Here is a 25,323-nt window from a genome sequence, read left to right as displayed (position 1 = left end):
CTACAAATAAAACAAATAGACAAACGAGGTGGATATGTTTATCCAGGAAACGCTCAAGTTTGTGGTCGATATATTAAAAGTGCCTTCCATACTGGTGGGGCTCATCGCATTAATCGGTCTGGTGGCACAAAAGAAAAACTTTTCTGATGTGGTGAAAGGCACGGTTAAAACAATACTTGGCTTTTTAGTATTGGGCGGTGGTGCAACAGTATTAGTTGGCTCATTAAATCCTTTAGGCGGTATGTTTGAACACGCCTTTAATATCCAGGGTATTATTCCTAATAACGAAGCGATTGTTTCCATCGCGCTGGAGAAATTCGGTGCACCGACAGCGTTAATTATGGCGTTTGGTATGGTGGCAAACCTGATCGTGGCCCGTTTCACCCGTCTTAAATATGTGTTTCTGACCGGTCATCACACGTTTTATATGGCCTGTATGATCAGCGTTATTCTGACGGTGGCCGGTTTTGAAGGTGTTTCACTGGTGTTCACCGGTTCCCTGACGCTGGGCCTTATCATGGCGTTCTTCCCGGCGCTGGCGCAACGTTACATGCGTAAAATTACCGGCAGCGACGACGTGGCATTTGGTCATTTCGGCACCATTGGTTACGTCTTATCGGGCTGGATCGGCAGTAAAGTTGGCAAAGGTTCACGTTCTACGGAAGAAATGAATCTGCCGAAAAACCTCAGTTTCCTGCGCGACAGTTCCATCTCAATCTCACTCACCATGATTATTATTTATCTGATTATGGCGGTGTTCGCGGGTCAGGTCTTTGTTGAGGCGACCTACAGTGCAGGCCAGAACTACCTGGTGTACGCCATCATCATGGCAATTACCTTTGCGGCGGGTGTGTTCATCATTTTGCAGGGTGTGCGTCTGATCCTGGCGGAAATCGTTCCGGCATTCGTCGGCTTCTCCGAGAAACTGGTGCCTAATGCCCGTCCGGCGCTGGATTGTCCGCTGGTGTATCCGTACGCGCCGAATGCGGTGCTGATCGGTTTCCTGTTCAGCTTCCTTGGCGGTCTGGTGGGACTGTTCCTGTTAGGGCAAATGCATCTGGTGCTGATCCTGCCGGGCGTGGTGCCACACTTCTTCACTGGTGCGACGGCAGGTGTGTTCGGTAATGCGACCGGCGGGCGTCGCGGGGCAATGATCGGTGCGTTTGCCAACGGCGTGCTGATTACCTTCCTGCCGGTTCTGCTGTTGCCAGTACTGGGCGCGCTGGGCTTTGCGAATGCCACCTTCTCTGATGCGGACTTCGGCGTTATCGGCATCCTGCTGGGTAATCTGGCTCGCTTTATGTCGAAGGAAGGCATCATGGCGCTGATTGTCGGTATCTTCGCGGTACTGGTTGCCTGGAACTATCTCGGCAAAAAACCGGCGGCTGAGAAAGAAATCACTGAAAAGTAATTCCCTGCACCACTACGTTTTTTAACTCCATCCGGGAAACACTGTCCTGCCTGTTAGAAATAACAGGCCAGGATAAGTGCTCATTAAAATAAGGACCAATGAAGATGAAAGATGTCCAGGAGGTTCGTGATCTGGCCCGCCATATCCGTATCGAGACGCTAAAAATGCTGACCGGTTTAGGATTCGGGCACTATGGCGGCAGCATGTCCGTGGTGGAAACGCTGGCCGTGTTGTATGGCGATGTGATGCGCATCGACCCGAAAAAACCAGACTGGCAGGAACGTGATTATTTCGTGCTGTCCAAAGGCCATGCTGGACCGGCGTTGTATGCCACGCTGGCACTGAAAGGTTATTTCCCGGTCAGCGAATTACACACCCTCAACCAGAATGGCACAAAGCTGCCGAGCCATCCGGACCGGCTGCGGACCACCGGCGTGGATGCCACCACCGGCTCGCTGGGACAAGGCGTTTCCATTGCGGCGGGCATGGCACTTTCGCATAAGCTGGCTGGTCGCAGCAACCGCGTCTTCTGCATTCTTGGCGACGGTGAGTTGAACGAGGGCCAGTGCTGGGAAGCCTTCCAGTTTATTGCGCACCACAATCTGCATAACCTGACACTGTTCATCGATTACAACAAACAGCAACTCGATGGCACGCTGGATGAAGTGATTAAGCCATTCGATCTGGCCGGAAAATTCAGTGCGTTCGGGTTTGATGTAGAGACCATTAAAGGCGATGACATTGTAGCTATCAGCGAGGCGGTCACGCCGGTTCGTCACGCCGAGCAGCGTCCTCTGGTGGTGATCCTCGACAGCATCAAAGGGCAGGGCGTGAAGTATCTCGAGCAACTGGCGAACTCACATCACCTGCGTTTAACGCCGGATGTGAAACTGGAAATCGAAAATGCTATCGCTGAGCTGGAGGCCACTCATGTTTGAAGTTTCTCTTGAATTGCAAAAAGACGCAGTGGAAATGCGCAAAGTTTACGCCAGCACTGTGCGTGAAAAAATTGTAGAGAACACGCCGATTATCGCGCTGGAAGCCGATCTGATGAGCTCGATGGCGATGGACGGCGTTCATAAAGATCATCCAGATCACGTGATTAACTGCGGCATCATGGAAGCGAATGTCATCGGTGTTGCCGCCGGGCTTTCGCTGACCGGTCGCGTGCCGTTTGTGCATACCTTTACCGCCTTTGCCAGCCGCCGCTGTTTCGATCAGCTGTTTATGTCTCTGGATTACCAGAAGAATAACGTCAAAATCATTGCGTCAGATGCGGGCGTCAGCGCCTGTCATAACGGCGGCACGCATATGTCGTTCGAAGATATGGGCATTGTGCGCGGGCTGGCGAGTTCGGTGGTGATGGAAGTCACCGACGCCGTGATGTTCCGCAATATTTTGCTGCAACTGATGGATTTAAAAGGTTTCTACTGGGTGCGTACCATTCGCAAACAGGCTACGCAGGTTTACAAGGAAGGCTCGGCGTTTACCATCGGCAAGGCCAATGTGCTGCGCGATGGCACAGACGTGACGCTGATTGCGAACGGGATTATGGTGGCGGAAGCGCTGAGAGCGGCGCAAATGCTGGAACGCGAAGGGGTCAGTGCGGCAGTCATCGACATGTTTACCCTCAAGCCGATTGATAAAGATGTCATCATCAAATACGCCACGAAAACCGGCAAAATTGTGACCTGTGAAAACCACAGTATTCATAACGGACTGGGATCAGCGGTGGCGGAAGTGCTGGTGGAAAACCAGCCGGTGCCGATGTGCCGGGTTGGTGTCAAAGAGCGTTACGGACAAGTGGGCACCCAGGAGTTTTTACAGCAGGAATATGGCCTGACGGCTGAACATATTCTGGAAGCAGCAAAAACACTGCTCTGAATCTTTATCGATCAGCCATGAAGCGCTCCGCAAAAAAGACCAAAAAAAACGCCGGACTCAAAAAGCCCGGCGTCTTGCGTTCAGAGGGTTTGGCTTATTTGGCCGCAACCGCTGCTTCTGCCTGAGCAGACTGAATCGCAGTCAGTGCAACGGTGTAGACGATATCGTCAACCAGTGCGCCACGCGACAGGTCATTAACCGGTTTACGCATACCCTGCAGCATCGGCCCGATAGAGACCAGATCCGCAGAACGTTGTACCGCTTTGTACGTGGTGTTACCGGTATTCAGGTCAGGGAAGATGAACACGGTCGCTTTACCCGCAACCGGCGAGTTTGGCGCTTTAGATTGTGCAACATCAGCCATGATCGCAGCATCATATTGCAGCGGGCCATCGATGATGAGATCCGGACGTTTTTCCTGGGCCAGACGGGTCGCTTCACGCACTTTCTCAACGTCGCTACCTGCGCCGGAGTTACCGGTTGAGTAGGAGATCATGGCAACGCGGGGTTCGATACCGAAGGCTGCAGCGGAGTCCGCAGACTGGATCGCGATTTCAGACAGCTGTTCAGCAGTAGGATCCGGGTTGATCGCACAGTCGCCATAAACCAGAACCTGATCAGGCAGCAGCATGAAGAACACAGAGGAAACCAGTGAGCTGCCCGGCGCGGTTTTGATCAACTGTAATGGCGGGCGGATGGTGTTTGCGGTGGTGTGAACAGCACCGGAAACCAGACCGTCAACGTTACCTTGTTCCAGCATCAGGGTGCCGAGAACCACGTTGTCTTCCAGTTGTTCGCGCGCAACCACTTCGGTCATACCCTTGCTTTTACGCAGTTCAACCAGACGCGCCACGTATTCTTCACGGACAGCCACCGGATCAACGATTTCGATGCCTTTACCCAGCGTCACGCCCTGAGCTGCTGCAACGCGTTTGATCTCGTCAGGGTTACCCAACAGAACACATTCCGCGATACCACGTTCAGCACAAAGCGCTGCCGCTTTCACAGTGCGTGGCTCGTCGCCTTCCGGCAGAACGATACGTTTACCGGCTTTACGGGCCAGTTCGGTCAGCTGATAGCGGAATGCCGGAGGTGACAGACGGCGTGAACGTTCAGAGTGTGCGCTCAGGGAGTTGATCCAGTCAGCATTGATGTGAGAAGCCACGTACTGTTGCAGTTTCTCTACGCGCTGATGGTCATCTGCAGGCACTTCCAGATTGAAGCTTTGCAGGCTCAGGGAAGTCTGCCAGGTATTGGTTTCTACCATGAAGACTGGCAGGCCTGTCTGGAATGCACGTTCGCACAGGCTGTTGATGCGGGCGTCGATTTCGTAGCCACCGGTCAGCAGGATAGCGCCGATTTCCACGCCATTCATGGCTGCCAGACAGGCTGAAACCAGCACGTCAGGACGGTCAGCGGAGGTCACCAGCAGGGAGCCGGGACGGAAATGCTCCAGCATATGCGGAATGCTGCGTGCGCAGAAAGTGACGGATTTCACGCGGCGGGTTTTGACGTCACCTTCGTTGATGATACGTGCGTTCAGGTGCTTAGCCATGTCGATTGCGCGGGTGGCAATCAGCTCGAAGCTCCACGGAATGCAGCCCAGAACCGGCAGCGGGCTGTTAGCGAACAGCTGAGTCGGGTCGATATTTGCCACGCTGGCTTTGGTGGAATCATCAAAGATTTCAGACAGGTCAGGACGTGTACGCCCCTGCTCGTCAACCGGTGCATTCAGTTTGTTAATGATTACGCCGGTGATATTTTTGTTTTTGCTGCCACCGAAGCTGGAACGGGCCAGTTCGATACGTTCTTTGAGCTGCGCAGGAGAATCATTACCCAGCGCCAGAACGAAGACGATTTCTGCGTTCAGGGTTTTGGCAATTTCGTAGTTCAGCGCATTGGCGAACTGGTGTTTGCGGGTAGGCACTAAACCTTCAACCAGCACCACTTCGGCATCTTTGGTGTTTTCGTGATAACGCGCGATGATTTCTTCCATCAGCACGTCTTGCTGGTTTGAGCTCAGCAAGGTTTCAACGTGGCTCATTTTCAGCGGTTCGGCTGCAGTCACGGTGGAGTTAGCGCGAATAATGGTCGTGGTTTGGTCAGGAGCATCTCCGCCAGTACGCGGCTGGGCGATAGGTTTGAAGATACTCAGGCTGACGCCTTTTTGTTCCATGGCACGGATCACACCCAGGCTGACACTGGTCAGACCGACACTGGTGCCTGTAGGGATCAACATAATTGTACGGGACACGGCTAAACCTCTTTAACGGTTGCCAGGCAGGGACATTCGCAGGTTTGTGCAGAGGGGATAATGATCAGCATAAGCGCGATGATTATCCTGCGCGGTGCGTCCAAACGGGCGGCGTTTGCCTATAAGTGAAAAATTGCCCGCATTACGCGGGCAGTCTTGAATCGAATTATGCAGTCAGACGCGCGGCGTCTTGTGCAATCACCAGCTCTTCGTTGGTTGGGATAACCAGAGCGGCGCGAGTGCCTTCTTTGTTGATCGCCCCGGATTTACCGAAACGGGCAGCCAGGTTACGTTCGTGATCCACTTCAAAGCCCAGCAGGCCTAATTTAGCCAGAGACAATTCGCGAACCATTGCGGCGTTTTCGCCGATACCGCCGGTGAATACGACGGCGTCCAGGCGGCCTTCCATCAGTGAAGTGTACGCACCGATGTATTTCGCCAGGCGGTGGCAGAAGACGTCCATGGCACGTCTGGCATCAGCTTTAGTGGTGTAGTTGTCTTCAACATAACGGCAGTCGCTGGTGACTTCAGTCAGGCCCAGCAGACCCGATTCTTTAGTCAGCATTTTGTTGATTTGATCAACGCTCATGCCCAGAGAATCGTGCAGGTGGAAGATAATTGCCGGGTCGATGTCACCGCTGCGGGTACCCATCACCAGACCTTCCAGCGGGGTCAGCCCCATGGAAGTATCCACACATTTACCGTTACGGATGGCACTGACAGAACCGCCGTTACCCAGGTGGCAAGTGATCAGATTCACTTCTTCCACGGGTTTGTTCAGCATTTTTGCGGCTTCCTGAGTCACGTAGAAGTGACTGGTGCCGTGTGCGCCATAACGACGGACATGGTGATCTTTATACAGGCTGTACGGCAGGGCGTAGAGGTATGATTCTTCTGGCATTGTCTGATGGAAAGCGGTGTCGAAAACGGCAACGTTTTTATCAGCCAGTTTAGGGAAAGATTTCAGTGCTTCATCAATACCGATCAGGTGAGCCGGGTTATGCAGCGGCGCAAACGGGATAGACTCTTTGATACCCTCGATGACAGCGTCGTTGATCAGCATTGATTTGGTCAGCTTCTCGCCGCCATGAACGATGCGGTGGCCGATTGCAACCAGTTCTGCGGACAGCTCAGGTTTTTTGCTCAGAATGTTATTAACGATGAATTTCAACGCTTCACTGTGTGCGGCGCCCGCACCTAAAGCGGCTTCTTCTTTGCCACCGTCCATTTTCCATTTAATGCGCGCTTCTGGCAGATGGAAACATTCGGCTAAACCTGAAATGTGTTCTTCGCCATTTGCAGCATCAATGATGGCAAACTTTAGGGAAGAACTACCACAGTTAAGAACCAGTACAAGCTTACTCGACATGGAAGTACCTATTTATTGTTGGTGCTGTTTAAAAAAAACAATACACGTGGTTAATAAATCGTCAGTCTGACATCAAGCGTAGCGCATAATGGCGGCGACAATTATGATTAACATCATGCCAGAGAGCCAAAACAGGCATGACGATGAAAAAGCTGAAGAATTGCCGGGCTTTGGTTTTTTTAAGCGTCCGGATGACAGAAATAAAGCGGTTTACTGCACCGCATATTTCGGTTTACGTATCTTCAGGGTGTTACTAATCAGCAAAAACACTAACAAAAAATACAATAATTAATTACAAATCCTCTCAGACCGAGGCACTATGGTTATTATGGGGGCGAAAGATTGCAATTCACCGCGTTTGCCCCAAGTTTATATTGATCTCGTTGCCTGAGAGGGTTGCGAGGCTGCGATAGAATACCGACAGGTGCCAGCAAAAACAAAATATATTTTATCGTGATAAACTCCAGTTTGTGTTTTACAACTATTTTTTAAATTTTACACGTGAAGTTGAGGTGCAAAGATGACGAGTAAGCCAACAGGCTCGGTAGGCTGGTTCCAGGTATTCCAGCGCGGGCAGCACTATATGAAGACATGGCCGTCAGATAAGCGCCTGGCTCCGATGTTTCCGGAGAACCGGATTTCTACTGCTACACGCTTCGCGGTACGCATCATGCCACCGGTTGCGGTCTTTACCCTGACGTGGCAAATCGCGCTCGGCGGACAACTCGGGCTGGCCGTCGCCACGGCAATTTTTGCCTGTAGCTTGCCGATGCAGGGACTGTGGTGGCTGGGTCGCCGTTCTCTGACGCCACTGCCGCCGGGATTACTCGGCTGGTTCCACGATGTACGCAATAAACTCACTGAATCCGGACTGGCGCTGGCGCCAGTTGAAGGCACGCCGACGTATCAGTCACTGGCTGACGTCCTTAAGCGCGCGTTCAAACAGCTGGACAAAACCTTTTTAGACGATCTGTAAGCCTGATTTCCCCGCTTACTGCGTCTGTCATCATCTATAGTCTTTCATAAGTCGCATTTCACCGGGGGAAAGTCTCCCCTGGTGATTATTTCAGATGAGATCCCGACCCAAATCAAAGAATGGTGTGCTTGCGATTTCGCAGAACTTTGCGCTATGCCATGCTTTGCTCATTATGCAGACATGAGGATTTTCACGATGGAAATGACGAACGCTCAACGCCTGATTTTGTCCAATCAATACAAGATGATGACCATGCTGGATCCCGATAACGCAGAACGCTATCGCCGGTTACAAACAGTGATCGAACGGGGTTTTGGTTTGCAAATGCGCGAGATGGACAGAGATTTCGGCGAATTGCCGGAAGAAACCTGTCGCACAGTCATTAACATTATGGAAATGCATCATGCGATGCAGGTGTCGTGGACCAATTTGAAAGACACGCAAGACTTGGATCGCCGCCGAATTGATTTTCTGGGTTTTGATGCCGCAACGGAATCCCGTTATTTAAGCTATGTCCGCTTTATGGTGAACACCGAAGGACGTTACACTGATTTTGATGCAGGCACTCATGGGTTTAACTCGCAGACCAAAATGTGGGATAAATACCAGCGTATGTTGGCGGTCTGGCAGTCGTGCCCGCGTCAGTATCACCTGAGCGCGGTAGAGATCGCGCAAATTATCAATGCCTGATGTAAACACTTAAAGGAGTCGCCTGTGCTTTGTAAGGGTTTTTTGTTCGACCTTGATGGAACGTTAGTTGATTCATTACCTGCCGTTGAGCGTGCCTGGGTGAGCTGGGCGCTTAGCTGGGGTGTCAGCCCGCAGGATGTACTGGCGTTTATTCACGGTAAGCAGGCGATCACTTCTTTGCGTCATTTTATGGCGGGTGAAAGCGAAGAAACGATTCAAAAAGAGTTTCTCAAGCTGGAACAAATTGAAGCCACGGACACCGAGGGTGTCGCCGCTCTCCCGGGCGCACATTTGTTGTTGAGCGAACTCAATCGCCAGAATATTCCCTGGGCGATTGTGACTTCCGGATCAATGCCTGTTGCCAGTGCGCGCCATAAAGCGGCGCATTTGCCTGAACCCGAAGTGTTTATCACCGCTGAACAGGTCAAACACGGCAAGCCACAACCCGATGCCTACTTGCTGGGGGCAGAACGTTTAGGTCTGGCCCCGGAAGATTGTGTGGTGGTTGAAGATGCTGCAGCCGGCGTGATGGCCGGGCTGGCGGCGGGCTGCAAAGTCATTGCCGTCAATGCGCCAGACGATACACCCGGGATTGAAAATGTCGATTTCGATCTGACTACGCTCGAAATTCTGCTGGTCAGCAGTTCCGACGAAGGTGTGAAAGTCAGCCTGCGTTAAGGACAGAAAAAATACAATTTCCCTGTATAAATTGATATAAACCTCGCTTGTGCGGGGTTTTTTTATGCCATTCTCATACCCAGTCATACATCAAACTGTCTCTGCGTTGGCTGCGTTACCCGACCCATCCATGGGCCTCGCCCCTGAAGGAGTCGCTGCAAGCAGCATACCAGTCTGCTCCCGGCAGATTGGTCCCGAATCCCGGTCACTTACTCATGTAAGCCCCGGAGATTCACGCAGTTGCCGCCTTGATACAATTTGAATTATTTAGGGTACATAGCTATTTATCCTCCTCTCTCAACGCAAATGGAGTGTGTTTTGACCGGTGAATTGCTTTGGGTTGTCACGCTACTGGTTATTGCTATGGTGCTGTTCGCGCGCAATACGCTGCGAATGGATATTGTGGCATTGCTGGTGATTATTTCTTTCGTCCTGAGCGGCACGCTGACCATCAATGAAGCGCTGGCCGGATTCAGTGACCCGAACGTCATTTTGATCGCGGCGCTATTTGTCGTCGGGCACGGGCTGGTCAGAACCGGTGTGGCGTATCAGGTCGGCGACTGGCTGATGAAGGTGGCGGGCAACAGTGAAACGCGGATGCTGGTTTTGCTGATGCTCACGGTTGCCGGTCTCGGTGCTTTTATGAGTTCCACCGGCGTAGTCGCGATCTTCATTCCTGTCGTGATCAGCGTTTCGGCGCGAATGAAAACCTCTCCCGCACGTCTGATGATGCCACTAAGTTTCGCCGGGCTTATTAGTGGCATGATGACGCTGGTCGCCACACCGCCGAACATGGTGGTCAACAGCGAACTGTTGCGTGAAGGATTCGACGGTTTTGGTTTCTTCGGCGTCACCCCTGTCGGGCTCGTGGTGCTGATAATGGGTATCGGATACATGTTGATCGCCCGTCGCTGGCTGTCATCAGAAGATGCGTCACGAGGCCAGCAGCGCTGGAAGCGGCGAACGTTCCGGGATTTGATCCGCGATTATCACCTGACCGGCCGGGCGCGTCGCGTCACTATCCGTCCAGGTTCGCCTCTGGTCGGGCGTACACTTGATGATGTGCATCTGCGTTCCCGCTACGGCGCGAACGTGGTGGGCATTGAACGCTGGCGTAAATTTCGCCGCGTGATGGTCAGCGCAACGGGGAATACCGAACTGTTTGCGCGCGATGTGTTACTGCTTGATATGTCAGATCCTGACATTTCCATCAGGCAATTTTGCACTGACGAAATGCTTGAGCCTATGGTGCTACGCGGCGAGTATTTCTCTGAGCAATCGCGGGATGTCGGGATGGCCGAAGTCTCGCTGATCCCGGATTCGGAGCTCCTGGGTAAAACGTTGCGTGCCGTCGCCTTCCGTTCGACCTATGGGCTGAATGTCGTCGGGATCCGCCGTCAGGGTGAAGCGCTGGACGGAAAACTGGTGGATGAAGAATTACAGCTCGGCGATATGCTACTGGTCATTGGCGACTGGAAGCTGATCCGCCAGCTTCAGCAACAAATGCATGATTTCATTGTGCTTAATCTTCCTGCCGAAGTGGACGAAGTCGCGCCAGCCCTGAGTCAGGCACCGCATGCATTGTTTTGTCTGGCGCTGATGGTTGCGCTGATGCTGACCGATGATGTGCCTAATGCTATCGCCGCCATTATCGCCTGCATGCTGATGGGTAAATTCCGCTGTATCACGATGGAAGGGGCCTACAAAGCCATTCACTGGCCCAGTTTGCTGCTGATAGTCGGGATGATGCCTTTTGCGCTGGCGCTGCAAAAAACCGGCGGTGTGGCGCTGATTGTGAAGGGGTTAATGGAGGTAAGCGGCGGCTATGGGCCATATATGATGCTGCTGAGTTTATTCATTCTCTGTGCAGGTATCGGGCTGTTTATTTCCAATACGGCGACTGCGGTTTTGATGGCACCGATTGCTATCGCAGCAGCACACCAGATGGGGGTATCGCCATACCCGTTCACCATGATTATCGCTATTGCGGCTTCTGCCGCCTTTATGACACCGGTGTCTTCACCGGTAAACACGCTGGTTATGGTACCGGGTAACTATAAATTTGGCGATTTTCTCCGCATCGGTGTGCCGTTCACTCTGCTGGTGATGCTGGTCAGCGTTTTTCTGGTGCCGGTGCTGTTCCCGTTTTGACCTTAAGATCAGAGCGGGGAATCCAGGCTGATTTCATCCAATGACAGACTGAAGCTCGGAATGAACACTTCCATAAAGTAGTCCATTTCCGGGCTTTTTCTGTCTGCCAGCGTTTTCTCCAGACGGGCTTTCGCCAGTGTGAATTCATTATTGCCTGCCGACAATTCCTCCAGACATTTCAGGTAAGCACATAACGCATCAGCCTGTTTGACGGTCAGTTTTTCTTCTTCAGTGTAATAATGCTCGTCAATCAGCGGTCGGAAATCTTCCTGTAATTCCTTTGGCAGCATTTCAATCAGTTTCTGCTGAGCAATTTTCTCAATCTTTTTGTACTCATGCGCGATTTGCGGATTGTAATACTTGATTGGCGTTGGCATATCACCGGTAATCACTTCGCTGGCATCGTGATACATGGCGAGCAGGGCAACGCGTTCTGCGCTCAGATTGCCGTTAAATTTACGGTTCTTGATCACGGCTAAAGCATGGGCGACAAAAGCGACTTGCAGACTGTGTTCCGACACGTTTTCGGTGCGGACATTGCGCATCAGCGGCCAGCGGCTGATCAGTTTGAGGCGGGAAAGATGGGCGAAAAAATGGCTCTGGTTCATAGCACTCTCAATAACTACGGTGAATGAGTGACTATTGTGAGCAGTGCGAAACAGTTATGCAAATGCGGAAACTGGCGGGAGAAAGAAAAGGGCGCCATTATCAGCGCCCTTACTGCATTACTGGCGATAGGTTTCGAGGAAACGTCCCAGTTTGTTAACGGCCATTTCCAACTCATCAACGCGTGGCAGCGTCACGATACGCACATGGTCCGGATACGGCCAGTTGAATGCAGAACCCTGAACCAGCAAGACTTTTTGCTGTAACAGCAAATCGAGCACCATTTTCTGATCGTCATGGATGTTGAAACGTTTGGCGTCAATGCGCGGGAACATATACAGCGCCCCTTTAGGTTTCACGCAGGAAACGCCCGGGATTTCATTGATCAGTTCCCATGCACGATCACGCTGTTCGACCAGACGTCCGCCCGGCTGAATAAACTCGCTGATACTTTGATAGCCGCCCAGCGCGGTCTGAATGGCATGTTGCATCGGCACGTTGGCACAAAGGCGCATCGAGGCCAGCATTTCCAGACCTTCGATATAACCTTTCGCATGTTTCTTCGGTCCGTTCAGAACCATCCAGCCTTGACGGAAACCGGCCACGCGGTAGGTTTTTGACAGACCGTTAAAAGTGACGGTCAGTAAATCCGGCGCCAGTGAAGCGATGGAAATGTGCTGGGCTTCGTCATACAGGATTTTGTCGTAAATTTCGTCGGCAAAAATAATCAGATTATGTTCCCGGGCGATGTCCACAATCTGCATCAGCAATTCTTTGCTGTATACCGCACCGGTCGGGTTGTTCGGGTTGATGATCACAATGCCGCGGGTGCGTGGGGTGATTTTGTCACGAATATCGGCAATGTCCGGGAACCAGTCAGCCCCTTCATCACACAGGTAATGCACCGCATTACCGCCTGATAACGAAACCGCCGCTGTCCACAAGGGGTAATCAGGTGCCGGGACTAACATTTCATCGCCGGTGTTAAGTAATGCCTGCATTGACTGAACAATCAGCTCGGAAACACCGTTGCCGATATAGATATCTTCGACCGTGATGTCGCGCATGTCGCGTGCCTGATAGTGCTGCATGATCGCTTTACGTGCAGAAAACAGACCTTTCGAATCACAATAACCCTGTGCGGTAGGAAGGTTGCGGATAACGTCGACCAGGATTTCATCAGGTGCATCAAAACCGAATGGCGCAGGGTTGCCGATGTTCAGCTTGAGGACTTTATTACCTTCTTCTTCAAGACGTTTTGCTTCTTTGAGCACCGGGCCGCGAATGTCATAACAGACGTTGTCCAGTTTGCGGGATTTTTCAATCGGGGACATGTAAATGAGAGCCTTTTGCAATAAAGCCTGTTCTTCCCTGGTGCGGAGCGACCGTAGAACAGTGCGAAGGGCTCAATTTACTCTCCCGCAGAGGGCATGAGAAGGGCTGCGCACCGTTTTGGTGAAAAACAGCAGTAAAGCGGGCTATGGTGGGTTATTACCTCAAAGTATGAGAAGCTTAATGGTTTATTATGCTGTGTTATTGTTATTTTGTGATTTTATATTTTGCAAATGAGTGCTTTGTGAACAATAAATTCACTGTTTTTGCTGCGTTACATCTATTCCCGGCGATGTCAGTTTGTTGTCTTTAATGGGGTGAACATCATGAAATCTTACCAAAGCTCGACAAATTCTGAAAAAAGTTCAGGAGGCTTTGTTTTACCGCTGAAAAATTTTAACAGGAATTAGTTTTATTTATCTAATGATTAATAGCGAATGCTGGATGAATGATCATGTTATAAGTAAAGTCTTAAACGTATTTTCCAGGATTAGATAAATGCTTTCAAAGGATATATTGCAACAGGTGGGCGTAAACAAAATTTGATGAAACAAGAAAAATCTTAATGTTACTTAAACAAAATACCTTGGGCATAAAATGGTTATTAGGGTGACTCAATGAATTTATTGAATTATATTTTTAATAATTACCTTTATTAGTTAATTTAGCTTATGTTTTTCTGACGATGATATTGCCGAAACTTAGCTTTATGGTTGCGGCAGGCGGTACTGTAAGGGATATGGAATGGTTTGCGGGGAAAGGCTATATTAAATAAGAGGTTCTAATCATTCAGCCTTTGTGAGGAATTATTGTGCACAGGTTTAATGACTGAACGCTCACAATGATGAAAACTTTCATGCACAAATATTTCTCAATTTAGGTTATCAAATGAGTGAGTATCCGACATATCTGGTATTCTGCTTTTTGCGGGTACTTTGACGCACCATCAGGGTAGCTTGTTATTAGATTCTATAAAGTGAAGAAAAACTATGACAATTGCAAATCGTCCAATCCTCAATCTCGATCTTGATCTGTTGAGGACATTTGTAGCTGTTGCTGATCTTAATACGTTCGCTGCGGCTGCTGCTGCGGTGTGTCGTACTCAGTCGGCGGTAAGCCAACAAATGCAACGTCTAGAACAACTCGTTGGAAAAGAACTGTTTGCCAGACATGGACGCAATAAATTATTAACTGAACACGGTATTCAGTTATTGGGATACGCACGCAAAATCCTTCGTTTTAATGATGAAGCCTGTACCTCTTTGATGTACAGCAATGTTCAAGGTGGGATAACAATTGGTGCATCAGATGATACTGCTGACACCATTTTACCTTTCCTGCTCAGCCGCGTGACATCCGTATATCCAAAGTTGTCTATTGATGTCCGCGTCAAGCGCAGTCCTTTCATGTTGTCGATGCTCGAAAGTGAAGAAGTGGATTTGGCCATCACCACGATGACAAACACTGATCACCCGCACATCGTATTGCGCACGTCGCCAACACTCTGGTATTGCTCGGCTGATTTTGCATACCCCTCCGGCGACAGTGTTCCGCTGGTGGTGCTCGATGAGCCAAGCCCTTACCGGATGATGGCGATAGAGCACCTCAGTCAGGCAGGTATTCCGTGGCGTATTGCTTATGTCGCGTCGACATTATCGGCAATTCGTGCGGCAGTGCGCGCGGGGCTGGGTGTGACGGCACGTCCCATCGAAATGATGAGTCCGGAGCTGCGTGTTCTGGGTGAACAGGACGGTTTACCACGTTTGCCGGATACGCAGTATGTGTTGTACAAAAATGCCCGTTGTGAAAATGAACTTGCAATGGCGATCTTCAATGCAGTTGAGCAAGGGAATGACCCCTATTCTCTCAGTGCCTATGGTCCTCGTCCGGTAGTGGATGACGATCATGAGTTACTGGCAGACTCTGAAAGTTAAGGTAATCCCCCGGCTTTACCTTCCGCCTCTGTCTAACGAGGCGGGGGTAAAGGCTTCTACCTATTAAGGGGCGGGAAAGTCATTCTTTTAGTGATTTTGTTTAATATCCTTCCTAAAGCCTCTGTTTTTGTTCGTTAGCCTTTCTTCTTCCCAGTAATGACTGCCATCCTTATCACCAATGACTACAGTAAATGGCGTAAAATGTTGACTTTTTTCAGGTTAAAAAAAAGCATCAAATTTTTCCGTAAATCGCTTGTCGTTTTTTGAAAATCAATAAAACTTGTTAAATGTGTGCCTTTTTTTCTATCAAAATTGACAGAACTCTGACATGGATCAAAAAAATAACCCCATTAAGAGAGTGGAAGCGCTGTCTATTCCTGCGACAATAGTAAAGTTCGAAAGATGTCATAACTCCCGTCACAGGCCCATGCTTTATCACAGAATTTAACTGACACGATTTAGCTTAAGTCCCGGCGCATGATATGTTAATTAAATGATAAGCATGTAAACTAATGTGGAGATACTTTTGTCAAAGTTGACAAAAGGTTATAGAAAAGGGTAAAAAGCCCACAACAAATCACTGGCTTAATCCCTTGTTGAGCCGTGAACTGTGTGGTTTTTAATCCTTCCCTTGAATCGATGTGGTGCGCAAACTGCCGACCTTACAGAGCAGATGCCAAAGTACCACTTTTGATGAGTAAGCAATGAGTATGTCAACAGCCACTGAAGTCATCGCTCAACACTGGGCGTTCGCCGTTTTTCTTGTCGTTGCAGTAGGCCTCTGCTGCCTGATGTTACTGGGCGCCGCGTTCCTTGGCGGGAGAGCCAGAGCACGCTACAAAAACACGCCTTTTGAGTCAGGTATCGCCTCTGTCGGCACTGCCCGGCTACGTCTTTCCGCCAAGTTCTATCTGGTCGCCATGTTCTTCGTCATCTTCGACGTTGAAGCCCTGTATCTCTATGCATGGTCAACGTCTATTCGCGAAAGCGGCTGGACCGGATTCGTGGAAGCTACCATTTTCATTTTGGTACTGCTGGCAGGTTTGTTCTATCTGGTGCGAATTGGCGCACTCGACTGGACACCAACACGTTCGAAAGGACCTGTTAAACCAAGCCCGGCGATTAATACCAACAGTCACCCTCAGTAAGCAGTCAAAGCGAGGCATTAAGATGGACTATACGCTCACCCGCATAGACCCGGACGGTGAAAACGACCGTTACCCCCTGCAGTCTCAGGAGGTCGTCGGCGATCCTCTTCAGGAACAGGTTAAACGCAGCGTCTTCATGGGAAATCTCCAGGAGTCGCTTCACGGAATGGTGAACTGGGGTCGTAAAAACTCCCTTTGGCCCTACAACTTCGGCCTTTCCTGCTGTTATGTCGAAATGGTGACGTCATTCACTGCGGTGCATGACGTTGCGCGTTTTGGTGCAGAAGTTCTGCGTGCTTCACCACGCCAGGCTGACTTTATGGTGGTGGCGGGAACCTGCTTCACCAAAATGGCTCCGGTTATTCAGCGTTTATACGATCAGATGCTGGAACCGAAGTGGGTGATTTCGATGGGCGCCTGTGCGAACTCCGGCGGCATGTACGATATTTATTCTGTGGTGCAGGGCGTGGATAAATTCCTGCCTGTCGACGTGTACATCCCGGGATGTCCGCCGCGTCCGGAAGCCTATATGCAGGCTCTGCTGCTGTTGCAGGAGTCCATTGGTAAAGAACGTCGCCCATTGTCATGGGTTGTTGGCGACCAGGGTGTTTACCGCGCGAATATGCAGTCTGAAAAAGAGCGTAAACGTGCTGAGCGTATTGCCGTGACAAATCTGCGTTCGCCGGACGAGATTTAACACTGCGGTCTGAGAGTCAACCCTGAGGGGCGGTGTGTATGAATATCCCCCTTACGGCATAAATGACCATTTAGTGTGGTGAAAAAAATATGACAGATTTGACGACGCAAGATTCCGCCCTGCCAGCATGGCATACCCGTGATCATCTCGATGATCCGGTTATTGGCGAATTGCGTAACCGTTTTGGGCCAGAGGCCTTTACTGTTCAGGCAACCCGCACCGGAATTCCCGTGGTGTGGTTCAAGCGTGAACAGTTACTGGAAGCGATTACCTTTTTACGAAAACAGCCAAAACCTTATGTCATGCTTTTCGATTTGCATGGCTTTGATGAGCGTTTACGTACACACCGCGACGGTTTACCGGCCGCGGATTTTTCCGTTTTCTACCACCTGATCTCCGTCGAGCGTAACCGCGACATCATGATCAAAGTGGCATTGGCAGAAAACGATCTCCATGTTCCGACGATCACCAAAGTGTTCCCGAATGCTAACTGGTACGAGCGCGAAACATGGGAAATGTTCGGTATTACCTTCGACGGCCACCCGCACCTGACGCGCATTATGATGCCGCAGACCTGGGAAGGGCATCCGCTGCGTAAAGACTATCCGGCGCGCGCCACCGAGTTCGATCCTTACGAGCTGACTAAGCAGAAAGAAGAACTCGAGATGGAATCGCTGACCTTCAAGCCTGAAGACTGGGGCATGAAGCGTGGCACCGAAAATGAGGACTTTATGTTCCTCAACCTCGGTCCTAACCATCCGTCTGCGCACGGTGCATTCCGTATCATTTTGCAGCTTGATGGCGAAGAGATTGTCGACTGCGTGCCTGACGTCGGTTACCACCACCGTGGTGCTGAGAAAATGGGCGAGCGCCAGTCCTGGCACAGCTACATTCCTTACACCGACCGTATCGAATACCTCGGCGGTTGTGTAAACGAAATGCCGTACGTGCTGGCTGTTGAAAAACTCGCCGGTATCGTAACGCCGGATCGCGTTAACACCATTCGCGTCATGCTGTCCGAATTGTTCCGTATCAACAGCCATCTGCTGTACATCTCTACGTTTATTCAGGACGTGGGCGCGATGACTCCGGTGTTCTTCGCCTTTACCGATCGTCAGAAAATCTACGATCTGGTGGAAGCGATTACCGGTTTCCGTATGCACCCGGCCTGGTTCCGTATTGGTGGCGTAGCGCATGATCTGCCGAAAGGCTGGGATCGTCTCCTGCGTGAGTTCCTTGACTGGATGCCAGCCCGTCTGGACTCCTATGTCAAAGCGGCGCTGAAAAACACCATTCTGATTGGCCGTTCCAAAGGCGTGGCTGCTTACAACGCAGACGACGCTCTGGCCTGGGGTACCACCGGTGCTGGCCTGCGTGCCACGGGGATCCCGTTCGATGTGCGTAAATGGCGTCCATACTCTGGCTACGAAAACTTTGACTTTGAAGTGCCGACCGGTGATGGCGTCAGTGACTGTTATTCCCGCGTCATGCTCAAAGTAGAAGAACTGCGTCAGAGCCTGCGTATTCTGGAACAGTGTTACAAAAATATGCCGGAAGGCCCGTTCAAGGCGGATCACCCACTGACCACGCCGCCACCGAAAGAGCGCACACTGCAACACATCGAGACCCTGATCACGCACTTCCTGCAAGTGTCGTGGGGGCCGGTCATGCCTGCGCAAGAATCTTTCCAGATGGTTGAAGCAACCAAAGGGATCAACAGCTACTACCTGACCAGTGACGGCAGCACCATGAGCTACCGTACCCGTGTCCGTACACCAAGCTTCCCGCATTTGCAGCAGATCCCGTCCGTAATCCGTGGCAGCCTGGTATCCGACCTGATCGTGTATCTGGGCAGTATCGACTTTGTAATGTCAGATGTGGACCGCTAACGATGACAGATATCAATAAAGACTCTGAAGTTCAGTACATCAATATCAGCGAGCCTGTTGTACCGCCGGTGTTTGTGCTGAGTGACGCTGAACGTGAAGCGATTGAGCACGAAAAACATCACTATGAAGATGCCCGTGCGGCCTCTATCGAAGCGTTGAAAATCGTGCAGAAAGCGCGTGGTTGGGTGCCGGACGGTGCTATCTACGCGATCTCCGATGTTCTGGGCATTCCTGCCAGCGACGTCGAAGGTGTGGCGACATTCTACAGCCAGATCTTCCGTCAGCCGGTCGGCCGCCATGTGATCCGTTACTGTGACAGCGTGGTGTGCCACATCACCGGTTATCAGGGGATCCAGGCCGCGCTGGAACAACAGTTGCACATCAAGCCGGGTGAGACGACCGAAGACGGGCGCTTCACCCTGCTGCCGACCTGCTGCCTCGGTAACTGTGACAAAGGCCCGTCAATGATGATTGATGAGGACACGCACAGCCATCTGACGCCGGAAGCGATCGGCTCGCTACTGGAGCGCTACGCATGACATATACCCCAAGACACATTGAACGCACACCGGAGATGCATCCGCTGACCTGGCGTATGCGTGACGACAAACAACCTGTCTGGATCGATGAATACCGTAGCAAAAACGGTTACGTCGGTGCGGAAAAAGCCCTTAAAGGCATGGCCCAGGAAGAAATCGTCAATCTGGTAAAAGACGCTGGCCTGAAAGGGCGCGGTGGCGCAGGTTTCTCCACGGGTCTGAAGTGGAGCCTGATGCCGAAAGACGAAAGCATGAATATCCGCTATCTGCTGTGTAACGCCGATGAGATGGAACCAGGTACGTATAAAGACCGATTGCTGATGGAACAAATGCCGCACCTGCTGGTGGAAGGCATGCTGATCTCCGCATTCGCGCTGAAATCTTACCGTGGTTACATTTTCCTGCGTGGCGAATATATCGAAGCTGCGGTGAACCTGCGCCGTGCGATTGCTGAAGCGACTGAAGCAGGTCTGTTGGGTAAAAATATCCTCGGCACCGGGTTTGATTTCGAACTGATTGTTCACACCGGGGCAGGGCGTTACATCTGTGGTGAAGAAACCGCGCTGATCAACTCCCTTGAAGGCCGTCGTGCTAACCCGCGTTCCAAGCCACCGTTCCCGGCATCTGCCGGTGCATGGGGTAAACCGACGTGTGTCAACAACGTCGAAACCCTGTGCAACGTGCCAGCGATTCTTGAGCACGGTGTGGACTGGTACAAAGGTATTTCTGCGGGCAAAAGCGAAGATGCCGGCACCAAACTGATGGGTTTCTCCGGCCGGGTAAAAAATCCGGGCGTCTGGGAACTGCCGTTTGGGACTACCGCACGTGAAATTCTTGAAGAGTATGCCGGTGGCATGCGCGATGGCCTGAAATTCAAAGCCTGGCAGCCGGGCGGGGCGGGGACAGACTTCCTGACCGCCGATCATCTGGATTTGCCGATGGACTTTGCCAGTATTGGTAAAGCCGGCAGCCGTCTGGGGACTGCACTGGCGATGGCCGTTGACAATGAAATTGGCATGGTTCCGCTGGTGCGTAACCTGGAAGAATTCTTCGCCCGTGAGTCTTGTGGCTGGTGTACACCGTGCCGCGATGGTTTGCCGTGGAGTGTGAAGATCCTGCGTGCGCTGGAACGTGGTGAAGGCCAGCCAGGGGATATCGAAACTCTCGAACAGCTTTGCCGCCAGCTTGGCCCGGGCAAAACCTTCTGCGCACATGCGCCGGGTGCTGTGGAGCCATTGCAGAGTGCGATTAAATATTTCCGGGAAGAGTTTGAGGCGGGTATCGCCAAACAGCATTACAACAACGCGCGTGCGATTGCGGGCATTCAGCCAAACAATCTGCTGAAAGAGCGTTGGTAGTGAGGGCAACAGGCAGCGGACGTGAGCCCGCTGTGCGCGAATTCCCGGAACAAGGGACGCGCTGTCGAGTGATATACGCCAACCCGGCAAGAATTTTTGATTAACGCCCGCCGTCAGGCGGGCCACGTGGAAGCATGCTGACTATGGCTACGATTCATGTAGACGGCAAAGAATACGATGTAGACGGAGCGGACAACCTGTTACAGGCTTGCCTCTCTCTCGGCCTCGATATTCCTTATTTTTGCTGGCATCCGGCGCTGGGAAGCGTCGGCGCTTGCCGCCAATGTGCGGTTAAGCAATACCAAAATGCGGAAGACACGCGCGGTCGTCTGGTGATGTCATGTATGACACCAGCGTCTGATGGCACCTTCATTTCCATCGACGACGGAGAAGCGAAAGAATTCCGTGAAAGCGTCGTGGAATGGCTGATGACCAACCACCCGCACGATTGTCCGGTATGTGAGGAAGGCGGTAACTGTCACCTGCAGGATATGACAGTCATGACCGGCCACAGTATGCGCCGTTACCGCTTCACCAAACGTACCCACAACAACCAGGATCTCGGCCCGTTCATCTCACACGAAATGAACCGCTGTATCGCCTGTTATCGCTGTGTCCGTTACTACAAGGATTACGCGGACGGCACCGATCTGGGTGTTTATGGCGCACACGACAACGTCTATTTTGGCCGTCCGGAAGATGGTCCGCTGGAAAGCGAGTTCTCCGGTAACCTGGTCGAAGTGTGTCCGACCGGCGTATTCACCGATAAAACGCACTCTGAACGTTATAACCGTAAATGGGACATGCAGTTTGCGCCAAGCATCTGTCAGCAATGTTCTGTTGGTTGTAACACCAGCCCGGGTGAGCGTTACGGCGAATTGCGTCGTATCGAAAACCGTTATAACGGTACCGTAAACCATTACTTCCTGTGCGACCGCGGTCGTTTCGGTTATGGCTACGTGAACCTGAAAGATCGTCCGAAGAAACCATTGCAGCTGCGTGGTAACGACTGGATCGAACTTAACGCTGAACAGGCGATGCAGGGCGCGGCAGATATTATTCGTCAGGCGAAGAAAACTATCGGTATCGGTTCTCCGCGCGCCAGCCTTGAAAGCAACTTTGCTTTGCGTGAACTGGTCGGCGCCGAAAACTTCTACACCGGTATCAACGCGGCAGAGCAGGGCCGTCTACAACTGATGCTGAACATTCTGCGCAACAGCGGTGTTCACACACCGGCGCTGCGTGAAATCGAAGAGTACGATGCGGTTCTGGTGCTGGGTGAAGACTTAACCCAGACCGGCGCGCGTATCGCACTGTCTGTGCGTCAGGCCGTTAAAGGCAAAGCCCGCGCGATGGCGGCGGCACAGCGTGTTGCCGACTGGCAGATCGCGGCAGTCCAGAATATCGGTCAGCATGCCAAACATCCGTTGTTTATCACCAACGTGGATAACACCAAACTCGACGACATCGCGGCTTACAATTACCGTGCACCGGTCGATGAGCAGGCTCGTTTCGGCTTTGCTATCGCCCATGCGCTGGATAATTCTGCGCCCGCGGTCAGCGATCTGGCTGATGGCCTGAACAAGAAAATCGACGTGATCGTGCAGGCACTGACCGGTGCGCGCAAGCCGCTGATCATTACCGGCACCAGCGCCGGTTCTGATGCCATTATCGAAGCGGCCGCCAATATCGCCAAAGCGCTGAAAGTAGCAGGCAGCGATGTCGGCATTACGTTCGTGGCCTCTGCGGCCAACAGCATCGGTCTTTCGATGATTGGCGGCGGTTCGCTGGATGAAGCGCTTGAGTTGCTAATCCGTGGTGATGCTGACAGCGCCATCGTGATGGAAAATGACCTTTACCGTCAGGCGCCGGAAGCCAAAGTGGATGCCGCATTAGCCAAGGTGCAGAATCTGCTGGTTGTTGACCATCAGCGTACGCGCATTATGGATAGAGCCAGCCTGATCCTGCCTGCAGCAAGTTTTGCCGAAAGCGACGGTACGCTGGTGAATCAGGAAGGTCGCGCACAGCGCTTCTTCCAGGTTTACGACCCGGCTTACTACGACACAACGGTTGCCATGCTGGAAAGCTGGCGCTGGATGCACTCGCTGCATTCCACCATCAACAGCCGTCATGTTGACTGGACTCAGTTGGATCACGTGATCGAAGCCTGTGTTGAAGCACTGCCACAGCTGAAAGGCATGGTAGAAGCTGCGCCAAACGCCAGCTTCCGTATTCGTGGTCAGAAACTGGCCCGTTCTCCGGCACGTTCAAGTGGTCGTACTGCCATGCGCGCGAACATCAGCGTGCATGAACCGCGTCAGCCACAAGATAAAGACACCATGTTTGCCTTCTCAATGGAAGGGAACAACAGCCCGACAGCTAACCGCAATCAGGTGCCATTCGCCTGGGCGCCGGGCTGGAACTCACCGCAAGCCTGGAACAAATTCCAGAGCGAAGTTGGCGGCAGTTTGCGCCACGGTGATCCGGGTGTGCGTCTGATTGAAGCCGGTGAGGGGACACTCGATTACTTCACCACTATTCCGGCTGCCTTTACTGCACAGCGCGATAACTGGCGTGTCGCGCCTTACTATCACCTGTTCGGCAGCGAAGAAATGACACAGCGCTCGAAGGTTATCCAGCAACGTATGCCGCAGGCATATGTGATGGTTAACCCGGCAGATGCCGCGCAGTTAGGGGTGAACGCAGGTTCTCAGGTGGAATTCACCTGTGCCGGTCAGACACTGAAACTGCCGGTTCGTCTGAGCGAAACATTGAGTCAGGGCCAGGTTGGCCTGCCGCTGGGCTTACCGGGTATTCCTCCGGTGCTGGTTGGCGCAACGGTTGAAAATCTGCGGGAGGCAGCACAATGAGCTGGTTTACACCTGTAGTCATCGATTCGTTGATCGCCATTCTGAAAGCGGTGGTGATCCTGCTGGTTGTGGTGACCTGTGGGGCCTTCATGAGCTTCGGCGAGCGCCGTTTGCTGGGCCTGTTCCAGAACCGTTACGGGCCAAACCGTGTCGGCTGGGGCGGTTCCCTGCAACTGGTCGCTGACATGATCAAGATGTTCTTCAAGGAAGACTGGGTACCTAAATTCACCGACAAAGCCATCTTTACGCTGGCGCCGATGATTGCGTTTACGTCCCTGCTGATTTCCTTTGCGATTGTTCCGGTCAGCCCGACCTGGTTCGCCGCCGATCTGAACATCGGTATTTTGTTCTTCCTGATGATGGCCGGTCTGACCGTCTATGCGGTGTTGTTCGCTGGCTGGTCCAGTAACAACAAATACTCGCTGTTGGGGGCGATGCGTGCATCCGCTCAGACGCTGAGCTACGAAGTATTCCTCGGTTTATCGCTGATGGGTGTTGTGGCGCAGGCGGGTTCTTTCAATCTGCAAGACATCGTCAATTCTCAGGCGCATGTGTGGAACATCATTCCGCAGTTCTTTGGCTTCGTGACCTTTGCGATTGCCGGCGTTGCTGTTTGCCACCGTCACCCGTTTGACCAGCCGGAAGCCGAGCAGGAACTGGCCGATGGTTACCACATTGAATATTCCGGTATGAAATTCGGTCTGTTCTTCGTGGGGGAATACATCGGTATCGTGACGGTCTCTGCGCTGATCGTCACCTTGTTCTTCGGTGGCTGGCAGGGGCCGTTCCTGCCGCCGTTTATCTGGTTTGCGTTGAAAACTGCTTTCTTCATGGTGATGTTCATTTTGATCCGTGCTGCTTTGCCGCGTCCCCGCTACGACCAGGTGATGTCATTTGGCTGGAAAGTTTGCCTGCCACTGACATTACTTAATCTGCTGGCGACCGCTGCGGTCATTTTGTACAACGCGCAATAAGGGGTGATGTAACCATGACATTGAAAGACATAGTGGTCGGGTTCGGTACCCAGGTTCGCAGCTTGTGGATGATAGGCATGCACGCCTTCGCCAAGCGCGAAACCCAGATGTACCCTGAAGTTCCGGTCAATCCACCTCCGCGTTACCGTGGCCGTATCGTGCTGACGCGCGATCCGGATGGTGAAGAGCGCTGCGTTGCCTGTAACCTGTGTGCAGTAGCTTGTCCGGTAGGCTGTATTTCTCTGCAAAAAGCAGAAATGAAAGATGGCCGCTGGTATCCGGAATTCTTCCGCATCAACTTCTCACGCTGCATTTTCTGCGGTCTGTGTGAAGAAGCTTGCCCGACAACAGCCATTCAGCTGACGCCGGACTTTGAGCTGGGCGAATTTAAACGCCAGGATCTGGTGTATGAAAAAGAAGATCTGTTGATTTCGGGGCCGGGTAAATATCCGGAATACAATTTCTACCGGATGGCCGGTATGGCGATTGACGGCAAGTCGAAAGGCGAAGCTGAAAACGAAGCCAAACCGATCAACGTCAAAGGTCTGATGCCTTAAGGAGCC

At 51.9% G+C, this 25,323-nt stretch carries 21 protein-coding genes; 17 read left to right on the top strand and 4 right to left on the bottom strand.

Going from position 1 to position 25,323, the window contains the following annotated elements; all coding sequences use genetic code 11:
• Positions 1–34 precede the first annotated feature (34 nt).
• The 3 genes from AC1DUO_RS01605 (at position 35) to AC1DUO_RS01595 (ending at position 3,295) form a co-directional block, all read left to right on the top strand.
• Positions 35–1,411: a PTS ascorbate transporter subunit IIC gene (locus AC1DUO_RS01605; protein WP_477986329.1), complete on the top strand. Its 1,377-nt coding sequence runs from the start codon at positions 35–37 to the stop codon at positions 1,409–1,411.
• Between the two features lie 104 nt (positions 1,412–1,515).
• Positions 1,516–2,349, top strand: coding sequence for a transketolase (locus AC1DUO_RS01600; protein WP_013574577.1), 834 nt, complete (start codon positions 1,516–1,518; stop codon positions 2,347–2,349).
• Entirely contained in the window at positions 2,342–3,295 is a 954-nt protein-coding gene (locus AC1DUO_RS01595) for a transketolase family protein (protein ID WP_449632232.1), read from the top strand. Before AC1DUO_RS01600 ends, AC1DUO_RS01595 begins: the two co-directional genes overlap by 8 nt.
• 94 nt (positions 3,296–3,389) lie before the next feature.
• Here AC1DUO_RS01595 and pta read toward each other — a convergent pair whose 3' ends face one another.
• A complete protein-coding gene (gene pta, locus AC1DUO_RS01590) occupies positions 3,390–5,534 on the bottom strand; it encodes a phosphate acetyltransferase (protein ID WP_153374992.1) in 2,145 nt (714 codons plus the stop codon).
• Positions 5,535–5,715: 181 nt separating this feature from the next.
• Positions 5,716–6,918 (bottom strand): acetate kinase, encoded by a 1,203-nt coding sequence (gene ackA / locus AC1DUO_RS01585; RefSeq protein ID WP_013574580.1) that lies wholly within the window; start codon positions 6,916–6,918, stop codon positions 5,716–5,718.
• Positions 6,919–7,021: 103 nt separating this feature from the next.
• Here ackA and AC1DUO_RS01580 point away from each other — a divergent pair, with 103 nt between their 5' ends.
• The 5 genes from AC1DUO_RS01580 to AC1DUO_RS01560 all read left to right on the top strand — a co-directional run bounded on the left by AC1DUO_RS01580 (position 7,022) and on the right by AC1DUO_RS01560 (position 11,413).
• Positions 7,022–7,210 (top strand): hypothetical protein, encoded by a 189-nt coding sequence (locus AC1DUO_RS01580; RefSeq protein WP_112151348.1) that lies wholly within the window; start codon positions 7,022–7,024, stop codon positions 7,208–7,210.
• Between the two features lie 228 nt (positions 7,211–7,438).
• Positions 7,439–7,894 (top strand): terminus macrodomain insulation protein YfbV, encoded by a 456-nt coding sequence (yfbV, locus tag AC1DUO_RS01575; RefSeq protein ID WP_013574582.1) that lies wholly within the window; start codon positions 7,439–7,441, stop codon positions 7,892–7,894.
• Between the two features lie 195 nt (positions 7,895–8,089).
• Positions 8,090–8,584, top strand: coding sequence for a YfbU family protein (locus AC1DUO_RS01570; protein WP_449632233.1), 495 nt, complete (start codon positions 8,090–8,092; stop codon positions 8,582–8,584).
• Positions 8,585–8,608: 24 nt separating this feature from the next.
• A complete protein-coding gene (locus tag AC1DUO_RS01565) occupies positions 8,609–9,262 on the top strand; it encodes a sugar phosphatase (RefSeq protein ID WP_013574584.1) in 654 nt (217 codons plus the stop codon).
• Positions 9,263–9,580: 318 nt separating this feature from the next.
• Entirely contained in the window at positions 9,581–11,413 is a 1,833-nt protein-coding gene (locus AC1DUO_RS01560) for an SLC13 family permease (RefSeq protein ID WP_013574585.1), read from the top strand.
• 8 nt (positions 11,414–11,421) lie between these two features.
• On the opposite strand, the gene yfbR is transcribed toward AC1DUO_RS01560, so the two are convergent.
• Both yfbR and AC1DUO_RS01550 read right to left on the bottom strand, forming a co-directional pair.
• Positions 11,422–12,021: a 5'-deoxynucleotidase gene (yfbR, locus tag AC1DUO_RS01555; protein ID WP_013574586.1), complete on the bottom strand. Its 600-nt coding sequence runs from the start codon at positions 12,019–12,021 to the stop codon at positions 11,422–11,424.
• 117 nt (positions 12,022–12,138) lie between these two features.
• A complete protein-coding gene (locus AC1DUO_RS01550) occupies positions 12,139–13,353 on the bottom strand; it encodes a pyridoxal phosphate-dependent aminotransferase (protein ID WP_013574587.1) in 1,215 nt (404 codons plus the stop codon).
• 987 nt (positions 13,354–14,340) lie between these two features.
• Between AC1DUO_RS01550 and lrhA the strand changes: the two genes are divergently transcribed.
• The 9 genes from lrhA to nuoI all read left to right on the top strand — a co-directional run bounded on the left by lrhA (position 14,341) and on the right by nuoI (position 25,317).
• Complete coding sequence (lrhA, locus tag AC1DUO_RS01545) at positions 14,341–15,285, top strand: transcriptional regulator LrhA (RefSeq protein WP_013574588.1); 945 nt, start codon at positions 14,341–14,343, stop codon at positions 15,283–15,285.
• Positions 15,286–15,989: 704 nt separating this feature from the next.
• The gene (locus AC1DUO_RS01540; RefSeq protein WP_013574589.1) at positions 15,990–16,433 is read left to right on the top strand and encodes an NADH-quinone oxidoreductase subunit A; all 444 of its coding nucleotides are present in this window, start codon (positions 15,990–15,992) and stop codon (positions 16,431–16,433) included.
• Positions 16,434–16,455: 22 nt separating this feature from the next.
• Positions 16,456–17,130, top strand: coding sequence for a NuoB/complex I 20 kDa subunit family protein (locus AC1DUO_RS01535; protein ID WP_013574590.1), 675 nt, complete (start codon positions 16,456–16,458; stop codon positions 17,128–17,130).
• 89 nt (positions 17,131–17,219) lie between these two features.
• On the top strand, positions 17,220–19,019 hold the full coding sequence (gene nuoC, locus AC1DUO_RS01530; protein WP_013574591.1) for an NADH-quinone oxidoreductase subunit C/D: 1,800 nt from the start codon (positions 17,220–17,222) through the stop codon (positions 19,017–19,019).
• 2 nt (positions 19,020–19,021) lie between these two features.
• Positions 19,022–19,558, top strand: coding sequence for an NADH-quinone oxidoreductase subunit NuoE (nuoE, locus tag AC1DUO_RS01525; protein WP_013574592.1), 537 nt, complete (start codon positions 19,022–19,024; stop codon positions 19,556–19,558).
• A complete protein-coding gene (gene nuoF / locus AC1DUO_RS01520) occupies positions 19,555–20,916 on the top strand; it encodes an NADH-quinone oxidoreductase subunit NuoF (RefSeq protein WP_013574593.1) in 1,362 nt (453 codons plus the stop codon). Before nuoE ends, nuoF begins: the two co-directional genes overlap by 4 nt.
• 143 nt (positions 20,917–21,059) lie before the next feature.
• On the top strand, positions 21,060–23,786 hold the full coding sequence (gene nuoG, locus AC1DUO_RS01515) for an NADH-quinone oxidoreductase subunit NuoG (protein ID WP_119262224.1): 2,727 nt from the start codon (positions 21,060–21,062) through the stop codon (positions 23,784–23,786).
• Complete coding sequence (nuoH, locus tag AC1DUO_RS01510; protein WP_013574595.1) at positions 23,783–24,760, top strand: NADH-quinone oxidoreductase subunit NuoH; 978 nt, start codon at positions 23,783–23,785, stop codon at positions 24,758–24,760. Before nuoG ends, nuoH begins: the two co-directional genes overlap by 4 nt.
• A 14-nt stretch (positions 24,761–24,774) precedes the next feature.
• Positions 24,775–25,317, top strand: a complete 543-nt coding sequence (gene nuoI / locus AC1DUO_RS01505) for an NADH-quinone oxidoreductase subunit NuoI (RefSeq protein ID WP_013574596.1) — start codon at positions 24,775–24,777, stop codon at positions 25,315–25,317.
• Positions 25,318–25,323 lie beyond the last annotated feature (6 nt).

The sequence above is a fragment of the Rahnella sp. P4_A8 genome, from assembly GCF_056402435.1.
The sequence above is the reverse complement of the archived record's forward strand: the minus strand, read 5'-3'. Positions and strand labels throughout refer to the sequence as shown.